The 14,528-nt window shown below is 65.4% G+C and carries 19 protein-coding genes; 10 read left to right on the top strand and 9 right to left on the bottom strand.

The annotated features are described in order from the left end of the window. Positions 1–40: 40 nt before the first annotated feature. Entirely contained in the window at positions 41–565 is a 525-nt protein-coding gene (locus BST13_RS10200) for a sigma-70 family RNA polymerase sigma factor (RefSeq protein WP_083163249.1), read from the top strand. A 77-nt stretch (positions 566–642) separates the two neighbouring features. Beyond that, entirely contained in the window at positions 643–1,206 is a 564-nt protein-coding gene (locus tag BST13_RS10195; RefSeq protein ID WP_083163247.1) for a DUF4232 domain-containing protein, read from the top strand. Between the two features lie 9 nt (positions 1,207–1,215). Here BST13_RS10195 and BST13_RS10190 read toward each other — a convergent pair whose 3' ends face one another. After that, positions 1,216–1,962, bottom strand: a complete 747-nt coding sequence (locus BST13_RS10190) for a class I SAM-dependent methyltransferase (RefSeq protein WP_083163412.1) — start codon at positions 1,960–1,962, stop codon at positions 1,216–1,218. 53 nt (positions 1,963–2,015) lie between these two features. Then, the gene (locus tag BST13_RS10185) at positions 2,016–2,378 is read right to left on the bottom strand and encodes a hypothetical protein (RefSeq protein WP_083163245.1); all 363 of its coding nucleotides are present in this window, start codon (positions 2,376–2,378) and stop codon (positions 2,016–2,018) included. A 63-nt stretch (positions 2,379–2,441) separates the two neighbouring features. Here BST13_RS10185 and BST13_RS10180 point away from each other — a divergent pair, with 63 nt between their 5' ends. Beyond that, positions 2,442–2,822, top strand: coding sequence for a nuclear transport factor 2 family protein (locus tag BST13_RS10180; RefSeq protein WP_083163243.1), 381 nt, complete (start codon positions 2,442–2,444; stop codon positions 2,820–2,822). 319 nt (positions 2,823–3,141) lie between these two features. On the opposite strand, the gene BST13_RS10175 is transcribed toward BST13_RS10180, so the two are convergent. Continuing rightward, positions 3,142–3,540 (bottom strand): VOC family protein, encoded by a 399-nt coding sequence (locus BST13_RS10175; protein ID WP_083163409.1) that lies wholly within the window; start codon positions 3,538–3,540, stop codon positions 3,142–3,144. A 67-nt stretch (positions 3,541–3,607) separates the two neighbouring features. Here BST13_RS10175 and BST13_RS10170 point away from each other — a divergent pair, with 67 nt between their 5' ends. Both BST13_RS10170 and BST13_RS10165 read left to right on the top strand, forming a co-directional pair. Next, positions 3,608–4,165: a P-loop nucleotide/nucleoside kinase family protein gene (locus tag BST13_RS10170; protein WP_245839483.1), complete on the top strand. Its 558-nt coding sequence runs from the start codon at positions 3,608–3,610 to the stop codon at positions 4,163–4,165. Beyond that, entirely contained in the window at positions 4,162–4,554 is a 393-nt protein-coding gene (locus tag BST13_RS10165; protein WP_083163239.1) for a gamma-glutamylcyclotransferase family protein, read from the top strand. Before BST13_RS10170 ends, BST13_RS10165 begins: the two co-directional genes overlap by 4 nt. Positions 4,555–4,642: 88 nt before the next feature. Here the strand turns inward: BST13_RS10165 and BST13_RS10160 are convergent, their stop codons facing one another. The 4 genes from BST13_RS10160 to ychF form a co-directional block, all read right to left on the bottom strand. After that, entirely contained in the window at positions 4,643–6,286 is a 1,644-nt protein-coding gene (locus tag BST13_RS10160; protein WP_158087137.1) for a serine hydrolase domain-containing protein, read from the bottom strand. 562 nt (positions 6,287–6,848) lie between these two features. Further along, a complete protein-coding gene (locus tag BST13_RS10150) occupies positions 6,849–7,094 on the bottom strand; it encodes a type II toxin-antitoxin system RelE family toxin (protein ID WP_281254739.1) in 246 nt (81 codons plus the stop codon). 17 nt (positions 7,095–7,111) lie between these two features. Beyond that, the gene (locus tag BST13_RS10145) at positions 7,112–7,393 is read right to left on the bottom strand and encodes a type II toxin-antitoxin system Phd/YefM family antitoxin (RefSeq protein WP_083163233.1); all 282 of its coding nucleotides are present in this window, start codon (positions 7,391–7,393) and stop codon (positions 7,112–7,114) included. 64 nt (positions 7,394–7,457) lie between these two features. Beyond that, on the bottom strand, positions 7,458–8,531 hold the full coding sequence (ychF, locus tag BST13_RS10140) for a redox-regulated ATPase YchF (RefSeq protein WP_083163231.1): 1,074 nt from the start codon (positions 8,529–8,531) through the stop codon (positions 7,458–7,460). A gap of 84 nt (positions 8,532–8,615) precedes the next feature. Here ychF and BST13_RS10135 point away from each other — a divergent pair, with 84 nt between their 5' ends. Continuing rightward, positions 8,616–9,824, top strand: coding sequence for a DUF6542 domain-containing protein (locus BST13_RS10135; RefSeq protein ID WP_083163229.1), 1,209 nt, complete (start codon positions 8,616–8,618; stop codon positions 9,822–9,824). A 6-nt stretch (positions 9,825–9,830) separates the two neighbouring features. On the opposite strand, the gene BST13_RS10130 is transcribed toward BST13_RS10135, so the two are convergent. Beyond that, positions 9,831–10,832, bottom strand: a complete 1,002-nt coding sequence (locus BST13_RS10130) for a 4-hydroxy-3-methylbut-2-enyl diphosphate reductase (protein WP_083163227.1) — start codon at positions 10,830–10,832, stop codon at positions 9,831–9,833. A 53-nt stretch (positions 10,833–10,885) separates the two neighbouring features. Here BST13_RS10130 and BST13_RS10125 point away from each other — a divergent pair, with 53 nt between their 5' ends. Genes BST13_RS10125 through BST13_RS10110 form a run of 4 tightly spaced genes read left to right on the top strand, consistent with a single transcriptional unit; the run spans position 10,886 to position 14,159 of the window. Next, complete coding sequence (locus tag BST13_RS10125; RefSeq protein ID WP_083163225.1) at positions 10,886–11,467, top strand: lipid droplet-associated protein; 582 nt, start codon at positions 10,886–10,888, stop codon at positions 11,465–11,467. After that, positions 11,464–12,717: an exodeoxyribonuclease VII large subunit gene (xseA, locus tag BST13_RS10120; protein ID WP_083163223.1), complete on the top strand. Its 1,254-nt coding sequence runs from the start codon at positions 11,464–11,466 to the stop codon at positions 12,715–12,717. The genes BST13_RS10125 and xseA overlap by 4 nt, the downstream gene beginning before the upstream one ends. Then, positions 12,714–12,926, top strand: a complete 213-nt coding sequence (locus BST13_RS10115) for an exodeoxyribonuclease VII small subunit (protein ID WP_083163221.1) — start codon at positions 12,714–12,716, stop codon at positions 12,924–12,926. The genes xseA and BST13_RS10115 overlap by 4 nt, the downstream gene beginning before the upstream one ends. A 51-nt stretch (positions 12,927–12,977) precedes the next feature. Continuing rightward, positions 12,978–14,159: an NAD-dependent epimerase/dehydratase family protein gene (locus tag BST13_RS10110; RefSeq protein ID WP_170064274.1), complete on the top strand. Its 1,182-nt coding sequence runs from the start codon at positions 12,978–12,980 to the stop codon at positions 14,157–14,159. A 2-nt stretch (positions 14,160–14,161) separates the two neighbouring features. Here BST13_RS10110 and BST13_RS10105 read toward each other — a convergent pair whose 3' ends face one another. Then, a complete protein-coding gene (locus BST13_RS10105) occupies positions 14,162–14,437 on the bottom strand; it encodes a dsRBD fold-containing protein (RefSeq protein WP_083163217.1) in 276 nt (91 codons plus the stop codon). Positions 14,438–14,528 lie beyond the last annotated feature (91 nt).

Below are 14,528 nucleotides of genomic sequence, written 5' to 3'. Positions count from 1 at the left end.
ACAGGAAGGCTGGGTTCAGCAACCCAACCGGAGGTGTCGGATGCTGACTGTCGAGCGCCCGAGCGATCAGATGCTGCAGCTCTACCATCACCACGCTGCCCCGTTGCGCCGCTACGCCTTCCGACTCACCAACAATCGCACGAGGGCCGAGGACGTGGTCCAGGAGACGTTGCTGCGGGCTTGGCGTCACATGTTGTCCACCGAGGGCGAGCCACCTGTTGGAGCTTGGCTTTTCACTGTCGCCCGTAACATCGTCATCGACGGCAGCCGAACGGCCCGATTTCGTTTCGAGATCAGTTCTCCCGAGGTGCCAGAGCTGCCCGATCAGCTGGGAGCCGATGAGGTGAACGCCGCCTTGGACCGCATGTTGCTCGCCGAGGCGCTGACGCAACTGCCCGAATCACACCGCGCCGTGCTCAGCCGGTCCTTCTATCTCGGCTGGACCACGCGGCAGATCGCCGACGATCTCGGCGTCGCCGAGGGCACCGTGAAATCGAGATTGCACTACGCCTTGCGGCGGCTGCGGCTCATTCTGTTCGAAATGGGGTGCGGCACGAGCACCTGAACCCGGCTCCCGCAGGCAGCGCAAGGTACATACTCATCCCGACCTGACGGATATGTGCGCGTGGGCTGGAGTGGGACATGAAGCGGATGCTGCCCTTGCTGGCGCTCGTTCTGATCGCGGGTTGTTCGGCTTCACACGAGAACGCCTCGACGCCAACATCATCGACGCCGCAGGCCTCGTCGGCAACCGTGGCGAGTTCGACGCCGCAGGCTTCACCCACACCGGCTGTGTCAGCGACCAATGTGCCCGCGGAGCTCGGCCTGTGCACCGACGCCGATCTCGCGATCTCCAACGGAGACGTCGAATCGGCCGACACCATGCGCCGGCTGGCCGTGTCCTTCAAGAACACGTCGTCACACCCCTGCACGCTCGTCGGCTACCCCGGGGCCGATCTGGTGACCGCGGCCGGTGGCGTCCTGGTCCACGTCGACAGGCGTCCCGCGGCAGCGGCACACCGGCTGACCCTGAACCCTGGTGACACTGCGAATGCGGACATCCAGGCGTCGGCGATCGACACCGCATCCGGCAAGGCGTGCCCGCGCATAGGGACAGTGGTCATCACCGCACCGGGCGTCGGTGTCGCTCACACCCTCAACGCCGCACTGCCCATCTGCAACGCGACGGTCAGTTCAGTCGACTGAGCGTCGTCCTCACACCGTCCCTCGTGCGGCCCACGCCGTGGCCGTAACAGTGAACGGCCCGTCCCCTAACCGTTCGCGGGCCACCGCTGCCAGCCGTGCGCGGCCATCATCGTCGAGTCGCTGAACGTAGTCGCCGGCCGGGCCGACACCGAATGTGTATGGCTCCCACCACTCTTCAAATGTCGGGTGCACAACATCGACGGAAATGGCATCTTCATGCACGTCATGCAAACCGGCTGCTTCGAACAGCTCCGTCAGATGACCTCGGTGCGCCCCCGACAACAGCGCCTCGTCCGTCGCCGCGGCATCCAGCACATGAACCGCATCCCAGAACGGCGCCAGCGCGCCGGTGGGTCCATCCCACACGCACGCTGCGATGACACCGCCGCGCCGCGTCGCCCGCGCCATGTGTCTGAGGCCGGTCACCGGATCTGTCATGAAGTGCACTACCAATTGCGCCAACGCAGCGTCGAAAGTGGCAGTGTCATAAGGCAGTTCCTCTGCAGTACCGCGACGGACGTCAACCTGCGGGAAGCGCACCCGGACCGCTTCGATGAACGACGGCGAAGGGTCGATCGCCGCGACCTCAGCTCCGATCGACAGCAAATGCGCTGTCAGAGCCCCAGGCCCGCAGCCCACGTCGAGCACCTTGGCACCGGCGCTTACCCCGGCAAATGCGCCGAAGACCTCTGCCAGAGGCTCGGCATACCGACCCATGTACCGCCCGTATGCCTCCGGCGGGACGTCGAAACCCACCACAGAATGCTACGTCGCTGATCGCGCTGTGAGATGGTCGATGCAGACGCCATTCAGGGCTGCTCGAAGCGGATCAGGCCCTCGGTCTCGGCCGTCTCCCGGTCGATGTCGGCTTGCTCGCGCCGGGCCTCGGCGTCACGCCGATCGATCCGTTCGTCGACGCGTCGCTGCCGGCTGAGCTCTTGCTCCACGGCCGTACCCTCACGCTCGTCGGCGCGCTGCTCACGGTCATCAGCCAACTGTTCGCGCTCGTCGGCGATCCGTTCCCGCTCGTCAGCGATCCAATCGCGCCTGTCGGCAAGCAGTTCACGCCTTCTGACCTCAGCCGCGCGCTGCTCGATCGCGTCCTCGCGCTCGTCGAGCGCGGCGGCCTTGCGTCGAAGCTCAGCGGGCGTGCCGGTGCAGTCGTCAGCCACACTTCAACGATAGACCTAGCCGGGCATGTGGTCCTTTGTCGAATCAGCGGGAGACTTACCGTCATGAACGACAGCGACGTGCGGCGCGCGCTCGAAGCCCATTGGTCCGCCTCCGACGCCAACGACTTTGACGCCGAACATCGCATCTATCGAGCTGACGCGGTTCTTGAGTATCCGCAGTCAGGTGAGCGGATCCGCGGTCGCGACAATATTCGGTCCTCGCGCCAGGCCCAGCCGAATGCGAAGCGTTTCACGGTTCGGCGGATCATCGGCGCCGGCGCTCTGTGGATCAGCGAACTCGTCTTGACTTACGACGGGCAACCGTTCTACGTGGTGAGCGTCATGGAGTTCGAAGACGGTGAAGTCGTCCGTGAGACACAGTATTTCGGTGATCCGTTCGAACCCGGGGCCTCGCGAGCCCAGTGGGTGGAACGGATGGAATGACGGAGCGGTTGCGTGTGAACGGGCATCAAGGCGTGCCCCGCCTGTGACCTTCCTGCGACCGCGACCCGTCAGGCTCACGTCATGGTGGCCCTCGAACTGCTCTGCGTCGCGGTCGCAGCGATGTGGCTCGGCTATCGGCTGGGCCGCCGCACCACAAAGCCCGCTGCGACCTGGTGGCGGCGCATGCCACGGTCGGCGCTGGGACAACAAGCCGTCGCACTGATCGTCTTGGTGGCGGCCAATCAGGTCCAGCGGTCGATGCGGCGCAAACTCAAAAGTCCACGCGCCGCATGGTTCCCACTTGCGCCGCGGCGACGCGCTACACCCCGAACTTTGCGCGCGCCGCTTCGGTGACCGGGGTGAACAAATTGACGAGGTTCCCGTCGGGGTCTCGGAACAACAGCGCACGATTGCCCCACGGCATCGTCGTCGGCGCGGTCACCACCTCGGGAACCTGCTCACGAAGCCGCTCGTACTCGGTGTCCACGTCGTCGACGATGAACTCGATGATCGCCGTCCGGTTCGCCGCAGGCTCGGCGGACCCGGCACCGAACAAGGGCACGGTCTTCTCGCTGCCGATCGCCAAAGCGCCCACCGGCGTAGGGATTTCCGCGAAGAGCTCATTACCCCAGATCGCGGTGACCCCCGTCACGAGCTCGTAGAACGTGACCAGACGCAGCACGTCGGCGGTGATGATCCGGGTCGAGACAAATTTCATGCCGCGCACGCTAGCCCCGACCACCGACATGGAGCGGTCGACGTCAGCGGTCGTAGCATCGAAATCCGTGACCGCCCGGAAACCGAAACCGGCGCTCGTCGTCCTGTCAGGACTGCCCGGGGTCGGCAAGACGACACTCGCCCGCCGCGTCAGTTCAGCTGTCGCCGCGGTGCATGTGCGACTCGACACGATCGAGGCCGCGTTGACCACTTCAGGCGTGATCGATGCGGCGGGTGGGTGGTCGGCTTGTCCCCACGCGGGCTATCGGGTCGCCTACGCCGTCACAGCAGATTTTCTGAACGCGGGCCATGATGTCGTGGCCGACAGCGTGAATCCTCTCGCTGTCACGCGGCAGGCTTGGGCTGACACGGCGCGCGCAGCAGACGCACTGCTGGTCGATGTCGAAGTGATCTGCAGTGACCGAGAGGTGCACAGAAGACGTGTCGAAGCGCGGTGCTCAGACATTGACGGACTGACCGTGCCGACCTGGCGACAAGTCGAAGACCGGGCCTATGAACCCTGGAGCACCGAGATTCTTCGGGTCGACACCGCCACCGGAATGGACCAGGCCGCCGACGCCGTCGTCGCCGCGTTCAGGCGCAGGCAGGCAACAATTGTGGGATGAGCACTGCCGACCGACTTGGGCTGGAACACCGCCTGGCCACATACGGCACGCTCGCTCCGGGACACTCGAACGCACATGTGCTCGACGGGCTCCCCGGCACCTGGACCCGCGGGTCGGTCAGAGGTCACCTGCACGAACCTGGCTGGCGCATCTACCCGGGCATCGTCCTGGACGACTCAGGCCCCGAGGTCGCCGTGCACGTCTTCGCCTCGCCTGAACTACCAGCACACTGGCGTCGACTCGACGAATTCGAGGGACCCGGGTATCGGCGCGTCCCTGTCTCCGTCAACAGCGAGACCGGCGAGGTGGCCGCCTATGTGTACGCGTTGGTGGAAGATCCGGCACGGGGACCTGCCGAGAGTGAACAAGATGCCGAAACTTCGCGCTGATCTCGCGATCTCCTTCACATTCGGCGCGACGAGCAATTGACTCTTCGATCGCACCATGCTGCGTCGCAGTTCATCTAGATAGGCACGCTCACATCGTCGCCGCTTTGAAGGCTTCGAACAGGACCGTGTCGGCGCCGATCAAGACCTGGACCGCGTAGTTGCTACCACTGAGGACGAACTGGTGCGCGCCGCCGGCAGCACATGATCCAGCGCTGGCTGCACCGCCCGAGTAGGCCAACACACCGCAGTTCTTGCACCACCGCCAGTTGGCCTGATGTTCGGTATCGCTCTGGCCACTCTGGCTCAGCACGAACGTGTTGCCCGTGGGCGTATGACGGCCGCCGGCCTTGCACTGACTTGGGTCGGTTGACCCGGGCTCGTAACACAGCGCCGCGCATTTCGAGCACTGGCGCCAACCACTTTGGCCACCCGGCTGTTGGGCGGTACTGACAATGTACTGACCGCCCGTTGTGTGCGCTTTTCCGTTGGCAGGGCACAGGTTTCCGGCGGACTGCGAGGTGAAGAGCGAGTTGCATTTCTGGCAGTAGAACCAGGCGTTGCTCGCCCCCGGACCTCCCGAGACATCCGAGTTGATGCAGAGCGCGGCATAGAACGGACCATTGTCCGGGTTCGCCGTCGGCTGCATCGAGCCGAAGAATGCCACCGAGGCCGACAGCGAACCGCCGCCCGAGGTGACAAACCAGCCAAGGCCCCCGTTCTTCTCCACCCACCGATATTGGTTGCCGTTCACATTCACGCTGAGTTGATCGATACCCATGCCCAAACCCTGGTATCCACTGGGCACACCGATGCCTTGCATGTGTTCCCACTGCTCAAGGGTGAGGAGGCGCTGATCGATTTTGTTGATGCTGTCCAAGACCGGAGCAAACCAATCGATCGACACCCAGGCGGTTCCGGCCCCGGCACACAGCGGCTGTCCCTCGCCGGGCGCGGTCTGTCCGGGGTACTTCCACTGGCTCCAGTCGTAGCCCGAGGTATTGCCCGGGTAGGTGTACATGAACGCGTGATTGTTGCCTGCGGGAGTGCCTTGCGAAGGCCCGGTGATGTTGAGCTGTCCCCAGATGTTGTCGTTCAGGATTTCCTGATACTGCGTGGCGTACTGGGTGGCACGTTGCTGCTCGTACTGCCCCGGATTGTCAGTCGGAACCAAGCCGACGATGTTCGGCAGCAGAATTCGGAAAAGACCGAACCCAAAATTGCTGTACCTGGCGGTGCCTCGAGATGCCAATGGCGTCGAGCCTGCCGGCGGGTTCGGGGACAGGTAGTTCTTGAGACTGAAGTAGTCCTGCCCCGGCTCGCCTTGGGCACCCTCGGCCGGCAGGCCGCTGGTGTGTGTCAGTAGGTCGCGGAAAGTGATCTGTTGAATGTCGTTGCGCAGGGTCCAGTACGGGGGCAAGGCCTTGTACATCGGAGTATCGAGATTCGCGTTGAGGACGTTCCAGCCCTGGACGCCGCCTGCGTCGGGGCGGTCCAGGAGTTGCACGGCTGCGATGGCCGTGATGAATTTCGAGACGCTGCCGACGCCAGTAGGCGTAGACGTCAGGAACGGGAGTGCGGGAGCATTGGCGGCTGTTCGCGCCGAGCCCGCGCTGTGTTTCACGGCGGGAACGGCGGCGCCCCCGACGACGAACGCATAGCCAACAACGGAGTTGTTGAGCCGCGCCTCAATAGCGCTGGCAAACTTTTCGACGTTAACCACAGGAGTGCCCATATCCATTCGCCTCCAAGCGATTTACTAGGGAGATGAGGGCTGACGAGATTACATCGTCCTCTTCGCCGGACCGCAGAATATATCTTTTCAGCTAACTGACAGGATGAAGGGCCGGCGTCGTGCCGGCGACGAAAACGCGTAGCTGCGCCACCGCAAAATCCGTAGCCGGAGGGTCGCCATGAACGTCAACGAATTGCGAGCCGCACTCGAAGCCCACAGGGCAGCGTCCGACGCGAACGACTTCGACGCGACCCTCGAATACTCGCAGTCGGGTGGACGAATCCACAGCCGCGACAACATTCAGGCCTCGCGCGAAGGCAGCCGGACAACAAGCGGTTCACCGCGCGACGGATACCGGCAGCGGCGATCCGCGGGTCAGCGAACGCATCACAATTTGAGACGGGAAGCCCTACTACGTAGTGAGCATCGCCGAGTTCGAGAACGGCGAAATCGTCCGGGAGACAAAGCGCTTCAGCGATCCGTTCGATCGAGGGCCGTCCCGCGCACAATGGGTCGGGTCAACGGAGGACTGAACGTTGAAGCAGCACTCCACCAAAGTGCGTCACCGATAAACGTCTCGCCGGTGACGCACATCGATAACCCGAACCACGATTCTGTCGTCGTGGATCTCGTAGATCACCCTGAAGTCACCGCGCCTGGCGGAATATCTGCCTGCGAGGTCATCACGTAGTGCCTTCCCGACCCGTAACGGGTTGTCCGCCAGCACGTCCGTAATGAACTCCCAACAGGCTGCCGCGACCTCCTTTGGCAACTCCTCAGACAGGCTCCTGCGGGCGCGGCGGGTCAGCTCGATCCGATACGCCGCTATTTCACAATCCCTTTCGCACGGAGTTCCGCCTCAACCTCGTCAGCGGAGTAGAGGCGCCCAGCAGCGATATCGGCGTCCGCCTCCCGCATTGCGGCCATCGCGGCCGCGTCGCCGAGGATGTCCAAAGTCTCCATGATCGAGTCATAGTCATCGGCGCTGAGAAGCACTGCCGCTCGACGGCCCTGCCGGGTTACTTCGACACGCTGATGCGTGCGCACGGCCTCGTCAACCAGCTTTGAGAGGTTGGCGCGAACTTCTGCGAGCGGAAGCGTCACCATGTACAGAATCTAGCGTCTAGTGCGCCGCTGATGCTGTGTCGGCTGGATCGCTCGGCGAGAGCCGCTAAACGTTGAACCGGAACTCCACCACGTCGCCATCGGCCATGACGTAGTCCTTGCCTTCCATGCGCACCTTGCCTGCGGCCTTGGCAGCGGCCATCGACCCGGCCGCGACGAGGTCGTCGAACGACACCACCTCGGCCTTGATGAAGCCCTTCTCGAAGTCGCTGTGGATGACGCCGGCCGCCTTGGGTGCGGTGTCGCCCTGGTGGATCGTCCAGGCGCGTGCTTCTTTGGGGCCCGCGGTCAGGTACGTCTGCAGGCGCAGGGTGTGGAATCCGGCGCGCGCCAGCGCGTCGAGCCCGCGTTCGGTCTGGCCGATCGACTCCAGCAGCTCGGCCGCGGACTCGTCGTCGAGCTCCAGCAGTTCCGCCTCGATCTTCGCGTCCAGGAACACCGCGTCGGCCGGGGCGACGAGCTCGCGCAGCTCGTTCTTGCGGGCCTCGTCGGTCAGGACGCCCTCGTCGGCGTTGAACACGTAGAGGAACGGCTTGGTGGTGAGCAGGTTGAGCTCGCGCAGCAGAGAGGCGTCAGCTCGCACGCTGAAGAGCGTCTTGCCGCTGTTGAGCACCTCCTGGGCGGCCACTGCGGCGTCGTAGATGGGCTTGCGGTCCTTGTGGGTGCGGGCTTCCTTCTCCAGCCGGGGCACCGCCTTCTCCAGGGTCTGCATGTCGGCGAGGATCAGTTCGGTCTCGATGACCTCGATGTCGGAGCGCGGATCGACCCGGCCGTCGACATGCACCACGTCGTCATCGGTGAATACCCGGACAACCTGGCAAATTGCGTCACATTCGCGGATGTTGGCCAGGAACTTGTTGCCGAGCCCCGCGCCCTCGGACGCGCCTTTGACGATTCCGGCAATATCGACGAACGTCACCGGCGCGGGAACGAGCTTCTCCGAGCCGAACATCTTCGCGAGTTCATCGAGGCGCGGATCCGGCAGCGGCACCACACCCTCGTTGGGCTCGATGGTCGCGAAGGGGTAGTTGGCCGCCAACACGTTGTTGCGTGTCAGGGCATTGAACAGAGTCGACTTACCCACGTTCGGCAAACCGACGATTCCCAGGTTCAGGCTCACAGGAACCACAGTCTGCCAGAGTGTCGGGGGCACGCCAGCGCGCGCTGGCGGCACGCGGTGCCGTCGAGCCGGTACGGTCTACCTGTGTCCGGACAGCGCGCACAGTCGGCAGTGCCGGCTGACCACCGCTCTGTGTACCCCAAATGGCCTGGTGTGCCGTGGTGGGGTGCTGTGCTGCTGGCTGTGACGGCTACCGCGATCGGCTTCGCGTTCGACGCCGGATCCGGTGACCGAGAACTCAGCACATTCTTCGCCGTCTGCTACGTCCTGGGCTGCCTCGGAGCCGTGCTCGCGGTGCGGCAATCCGGGGTGTTCACGGCAGTGATCCAGCCGCCGTTGATCCTGTTCGTGGCCGTGCCCGGGTCCTACTTCCTGTTCCACGGCGGCCAGTTGGGCGGCATCAAAGACCTGGCGATCAACTGCGGGTATCCGCTGATCGAACGTTTCCCGCTGATGCTGTTCACCACGGCCGCGGTGTTGCTGATCGGCCTGGCCCGCTGGTACTTCGCCCTTGCCACCCGACACAGCGCTGCGAAGGCCGCGAACACCGAGAGCGCAGAGACCGGCAACACGCGAAAAGCGACCGTCGCCGCGGCCAAAACCGGAATTGTGGCGGCTGTCACAACAAAGCTGTCAGGGCTGATACTCCGCAAACCCCCGACGCGACGATCCTCGGCGCAGCGGTCCGCCGACGAGGCACCACCGCGGCGGCGCCGCAGTGACCGTCCGCAGCGGTCCGAGCGAGCGAGCCGAGCCGGCCGTACGGACCGCACCACCGATCGACCCGACCGCACCGACCGGCCCAGGCGGCGGCGCCCCGAGGCGGCCGAGGAGGCCGGTACCGAGCGCCGGGCGACCAAGCGGACCACACCTCCACGGCCCCGGCCCAGCCGCCCGCCGCTCGACGAATTCGGCGAGCCCGTACCCGAGCGGCCCCGCAAGCCGAGGGCGCCCCGAACCTCCGAGCCGCCCCTGGTGCCGCCGGCCGAAGCCCGCCGCCGGGTACGTACCCAGCCCCGCGAACCTCGTAAACAACCTCCCCCCGAGCGGCACAGCGCCGCCGCCCACGACCGGCAGCCGCGTCGGCGTCGTTTCGACGACTACCAACCGTTCGAGGACCCGTTCGAGGCACCCCGCAACGGCAACGGCAGTTCCAACGGCCGTCCGACCCACCACCCGGTCTCGCGGGTGCGTTACCGCGGTGCCGAGGACGAAGACGATCGCCACGAGTACAGGAGCCGGCCGCGCTCATCTACGCGCGGCCGGGACAACACCTGGGAGTACGACAGCTGAACGCGCTCAGGCGCGCGGCGGACGGATTTCTCGCGGAAGCGCGAACACCAGCGTCTCGTTGGCCGTGGTGACGGGTTGCACGGTGTCGAAGCCGTAGTCGGCAAGCCGCTCCAAAACACCGCGGACCAGCACCTCGGGCACTGACGCCCCGGACGTGACGCCGACGGTTGTGACGCCTTCCAGCCAGGTCGGGTCGATGTCCTCGGCGTAGTCCACGAGGTGCGCGTCGCGAGATCCGGCGCCCAACGCCACCTCGACCAGGCGGACCGAGTTGGACGAGTTGCGCGAGCCGACGACGATGACCAACTCGCACTCGGGTGCCATGGCCTTGACCGCCACCTGGCGATTCTGCGTGGCGTAGCAGATGTCGTCGCTCGGTGGATCCTGTAGCTTGGGGAACTTCTCCCGCAACCGCTGCACGGTTTCCATGGTCTCGTCGACGCTCAGCGTGGTCTGCGACAGCCAGATCACCTTGTCCTCGTCGCGGACGGTGACGTTGTCCACCGAGTCGGGGCCGTCGACGAGCTGGACGTGGTCGGGCGCCTCGCCGGCCGTACCGATCACTTCCTCGTGGCCCTCGTGGCCGATCAGCAGGATGTCGTAGTCGTCGCGGGCGAACCGCTTGGCCTCGTTATGCACCTTGGTGACCAACGGGCAGGTGGCGTCGATGACCTTGAGGTCACGCTCGGCAGCGGACTCGTGCACCGTCGGCGCAACACCGTGCGCCGAGAACACGACGATCGAGCCTTCCGGCACTTCGTCGGTCTCGTCGACGAAAATCGCGCCGGCCTTGGCCAAGGTCTGCACCACGTGCACGTTGTGCACGATCTCGTGACGGACGTACACCGGTGCTCCGTGCTTTTCGAGCGCTCGCTCGACGGTTTCCACGGCACGGTCGACGCCTGCGCAGTAGCCCCGCGGCTCGGCCAGCAGGACGCGCTTGCCGGCCACGCCGGAACTCACCGAGCTGGAGGCACCCGGGATACCCATATTCACTGTTGGCGGCATGTCACCAGGGTACGGGGAGCCGCCTTGAGTGAGCCAGCCGTAGTCTGGTGCCCATGGGAACTGCACCGTATGGGGTCCGGCTGCTCGTAGGCGCGGCGGTGACGGCGATCGAGGAGACCCGCAGGCTGCCCCACACCATTCTCACGTACCCGATGACCGTGGCCAGCCAGGCCGCCAACCTCTTCATGCACATGCAGCAGAACCTCGCCGAGCTGGTCATCAAGGGTGACGAGGCGCTCGAGCAGCTGTTTCCGCCCAAGGATGAACAGCCCGAGTGGGCGACGTTCGACGAAGACCTCGACACCGGTGCCGACGATGACCAGGGCCCGCAGACCGAAGGCGAGCGCCGCACCGAGGGCAGGTTCGCCCTCTACAGCACGGGCGAGCCGCGGGCCGACGTTACCTCCGGCAATGGCCGGGCCGCCGCATCCCAGCCGGCCGCGACGGGCACCGCGCCCGCGATCGTCGGCGAGGTGGACTACGACTCGCTGACGCTGGCGCAGTTGCGGGCGCGGCTGACCTCGCTGCGCGTCGCAGATCTGGAGGCTCTACTGGCCTACGAGGAGGCCGGCCGGGCCCGCGCCCCGTTCGTCACGCTGCTCACCAACAGGATCACCCGCGCGACCGCGAAGTGACCGAACCCGGCCAGTCACCGGAGAACCCTTGGCCGGTTCGCGCCGTCGCGACCCGCGTCGCCAAGTGGATCGACCGGCTCGGGGCCGTCTGGGTCGAGGGTCAGCTCACCGAGCTGAAGGTGCGCCCTGACTCCAAGACCGTGTTCATGGTGCTGCGCGACCCGGCCGCCGATATGTCGCTGGCCCTGACCTGCCCGCGCGATCTGGTGCGCAATGCCCCGGTCAGACTCTCCGAGGGCACGCAGGTGATCATCTGCGGCAAGCCCAACTTCTACACCGGCCGCGGCTCGTTTTCGTTGCGGGTCAGCGAGATTCGTGCCGTCGGCATCGGCGAACTGCTCGCCCGCATCGACCGGCTGCGCCGGCTGCTGGACGCCGAAGGGTTGTTCGACCCGCGGCTCAAACGGCCAATCCCCTTCCTGCCCAACACCATCGGACTGATCACCGGACGCGCGTCGGCCGCCGAGCACGACGTCACCACCGTCGCAACCGGACGCTGGCCCGCCGTGCGGTTCGCGATCCGCAACACCATCGTGCAAGGCCCCAACGCGGTGCCGCAGATCGTCGAGGCATTGGCGGCGCTCGACACGGACCCTGCCGTCGACGTCATCGTGCTGGCGCGCGGGGGCGGCAGTGTCGAGGATCTCCTGCCGTTCTCCGACGAAACCCTGTGCCGGGCCATATCCGCCTGCCGCACACCGGTGGTCAGCGCAATCGGCCACGAGCCGGACAATCCGGTGTGCGATCTGGTCGCCGACCTGCGCGCGGCCACCCCGACCGACGCTGCCAAGCGCATCGTGCCCGACGCCGCCGCGGAGCAGGCCCTGATCACCGATCTGCGCGAGCGCAGCGCCCGCGCGTTGCGCAATTGGGTGCATCGTGAACAGCACCACCTCGACCAGCTGCGCAGCCGCCCGGTGCTGGCCCTGCCCCTGGCCACGCTGGCTGCGCGCGAGGACGAGATCCAGCGGGCGCGGGCCACGACGCAACGGGACATCACGCGGTTGATCTCGGCGGAGCGGGAGACCATCGGCCACCTGTCGGCCCGGCTGACCACCCTGGGCCCGGCCGCCACGCTGGCACGCGGTTACGCGGTGGTGCAGACCGTGCCGACCTCGGGCGCTCCCGCGGTGTTGCGCTCGGTCGCTGACGCGCCGGAAGGCACTCAGCTGCGGATTCGGGTGTCCGACGGTGTGGTGGCCGCGGTGAGCGGTGGCCCCGAGAAGAGCACGGCAGAAGGATCGAAATGAAGCCCATTAGTGAGCTGGGGTACGAAGAGGCCCGCGACGAGTTGATTGCCGTCGTGCAGCAACTCGAACAGGGCGGGCTCGACCTTGATACGTCGCTGAACCTGTGGGAAAGAGGCGAAGAACTGGCAAAACGCTGCGAGGAGCACTTAGCCGGTGCTCGCCAGAGGGTCGAGCAGGCACTTGCCACCCGCGAGGGTGACGACGATTGATCAGGCAAGCGATATTCCGGACCACGCTCGAAACTGGAACATGTTTCAGTTATGCTCTGCGCCATGGGTGACGCATCTCTCAACACCGGGGATTTCTCTGCTCCTCGCGTCCGCGACGACACTTCTGCTCCTCACGTCCGCGGCGACACTTCTGCTCCTCGCGTCCGCGACCTCGGCCGCGTGCTGGTTACCGGCGGCTCCGGCTTCGTCGGCGCCAACCTGGTGACCGAACTGCTCGACCGCGGATACCTCGTGCGGTCCTTCGATCGGGCACCGTCGACGTTGAGCGACCACGCCGGTCTTGAGGTGCTGCAGGGCGACATCTGCGATCCCGAAACGGTGGCCGCAGCCGTGAAAGACATCGACACGGTGTTCCACACCGCGGCCATCATCGACCTCATGGGCGGTGCGTCGGTCACCGAGGAATACCGAAACCGGAGCTTCGCCGTCAATGTCGAAGGCACCAGGAACCTGGTCCACGCAGCGCAGGCTGCAGGCGTCAAACGCTTCGTCTACACGGCCTCCAACAGCGTGGTGATGGGTGGCCAGAACATCGTCAACGGCGACGAGACCCTGCCGTACACGCAGCGGTTCAACGATCTGTACACCGAGACCAAGGTCGTCGCCGAGAAGTTCGTGCTCAGCCAGAACGGGGAGCACGACATGCTCACCTGTTCTATCCGGCCCAGCGGCATCTGGGGCCGCGGCGACCAGACCATGTTCCGCAAGGTCTTCGAGAACGTGCTGGCCGGGCACGTCAAGGTGCTGGTCGGCAACAAGAACATCAAGCTGGACAACACCTACGTGCACAACCTGATTCACGGTTTCATCCTGGCCGCCGAGCATCTCGTGCCCGGCGGCACGGCTCCCGGTCAGGCGTACTTCATCAACGACGGCGACCCCGTCAACATGTTCGAGTTCGCCCGCCCGGTGATCGCGGCATGCGGACGCAGGCTTCCCAACATCCGGGTGTCAGGCAGGCTCGTGCACAAGGCCATGACGCTCTGGCAGCGGTTGCACTTCAAGTTCGGAATCCCCGAGCCGCTGATCGAACCCCTTGCCGTGGAACGGCTTTACCTCAACAACTACTTCTCGATCGCCAAGGCCAAGCGCGATCTGGGCTACGAGCCGCTGTTCACCACGCAGCAGGCGATGACCGCGAGCATGCCGTACTACGTCGAGTTGTTCCGCCAGATGGAGGCCGGGCCGGCCAAGCAGCCGGCGCTCGCCTGACCTCAGCGGTACAGGTGCACCGGATGGTGGGTGCCCTGCTCGATGCGGGCTGACGCCAGGTGCAACAGCTCGGTACCCAGTGCAATCAGGGCACGGGCCGCGGCGATGTCCTCGCCGACCGTCGGTGCGCTCGGGTCTTTGGGATTGCGGTAGGCATCCCCGGTGGTCGTGATGACGCCGTCGTGCCGCTGTGCGTGCGCTGATGCGTGGGTGTGAACGTCGTCCTCGGAGAACTCGATTTCGACGAACCACTTGTTGGACAGATCTTTGTCGTACATGTCGATCAACCTCCGCTTTCCAGCGTGCGCCGTCGCCGTCCGCAACGCCAGAGTGGACATTGGCGTAAATTTCGCTTCCGGCACTCTCCAA

The organism is Mycobacterium aquaticum (assembly GCF_002086485.1).
GTDB lineage: Bacteria > Actinomycetota > Actinomycetes > Mycobacteriales > Mycobacteriaceae > Mycobacterium > Mycobacterium aquaticum.
This window is presented reverse-complemented; position numbering and strand designations above follow the sequence as displayed.